Here is a 1,113-nt window from a genome sequence, read left to right as displayed (position 1 = left end):
ACCCTTGTAATTTATCACCGAGACGACTTGCATTACATTCCCCCAAATTGATCTGACGGCATAACCGGTAAAGGACGGATTTGCGAGACGTATCGTCCTCGGTCCGAAAACCTGCACACCCGCGACTCAACATTCATCAGAGGCAATCATCTGGCGGAGCGTAGCCGCAAGCTTCGACCGTCGCTTGCGCTTCATCCGACGCGAAACGATGGAAGCGCGAGAACGCGCACTGCTGTCGTCAGCGCAAAGGTGGCGTCGCGGCGGAGATGATCTTCAAGACCAACCTGGGAATCCATAATTCGCCTGGTCAAATTCGCCGGATCGTTGATATCCCGAAAATGCGTCAGCGGATTTCGCAACTCGCAGAGTCTCCGCAGGTCCTTGGCCAGCTCGTCGGAGATGGTGCCGCCCTCGATCGACCGTTTGATGGTCTCGGAAAAGCTTACCTTCGGAGGTAGAGCCTGTGCTTTAAGTCGCAGCACCAAATTGGCGGCCAAAATATTCTCAACCAGCGCCTGAGCTAAGAGGATGGTAGCCACGAGATTTCCGTGGACGAAGCTTGAACGAAGCTCGGCCCATGCCGCAAATGTCGTTTGGCCGCCCGGCATGAGGGTGCCGCCCGTTCCTAGAGATTCACATAGGTCGGCGAGCATTCGAAAGCGGCCGACTTTTTCAGAAAGTTCGCTCTCCAGATCGGCCAGCAGCAGCCCGGCGAAGCCAATATCGCCTATGGGTGAGAATAGGTCGCCGTTGCTCGTCATGTCATTGTCTGTCCTAGGGGAATATCAGCAGCATAATGAGAGACCCTGGAACGGTTTCATTCGCCACCAAAGTCACACCGGGACGATAAGTGAAAAGATTACCAAAGAAGGAGGCCGAATTGGTCGCTAAGGATGCGGCCGACCTCCGCGAGCGAGAATTTACGAGGATGGAGAACAGCCCCGTCCCGAAGTCACCCCGAGCGGTGCTTCATAATGGCAGCTACACCATTTCTGTGCCGAAATCTTCTGTGCCGAAATCTGTTTGACGGCGACTGACCAGTCATGCCCGTTGAGCGCCTCTCCGTTGGCTCGCCTCCCCCATCTTGCGGCTGCCAACCTGAGCCTAAATCTC

At 55.5% G+C, this 1,113-nt stretch carries 1 protein-coding gene; it reads right to left on the bottom strand.

Features of this window, described 5'->3' with window-relative positions; translation table 11 throughout:
* Positions 1 to 191: 191 nt before the first annotated feature.
* Positions 192 to 761 carry a hypothetical protein gene (locus tag QOL68_RS18905; protein ID WP_282950492.1) on the bottom strand — a complete coding sequence of 190 codons (570 nt, stop codon included), beginning with the start codon at positions 759 to 761 and terminating at the stop codon, positions 192 to 194.
* Positions 762 to 1,113: the final 352 nt, after the last annotated feature.

The organism is Sphingopyxis sp. Geo25, assembly GCF_949769135.1.
Taxonomy (GTDB): domain Bacteria; phylum Pseudomonadota; class Alphaproteobacteria; order Sphingomonadales; family Sphingomonadaceae; genus Sphingopyxis.
This window is presented reverse-complemented; position numbering and strand designations above follow the sequence as displayed.

Coding starts and splice junctions, on each gene's coding strand:
- QOL68_RS18905 (WP_282950492.1), bottom strand. CDS start 761: ATGACGAGCAACGGCGACCTATTCTCACCCATAGGCGATATTGGCTTC.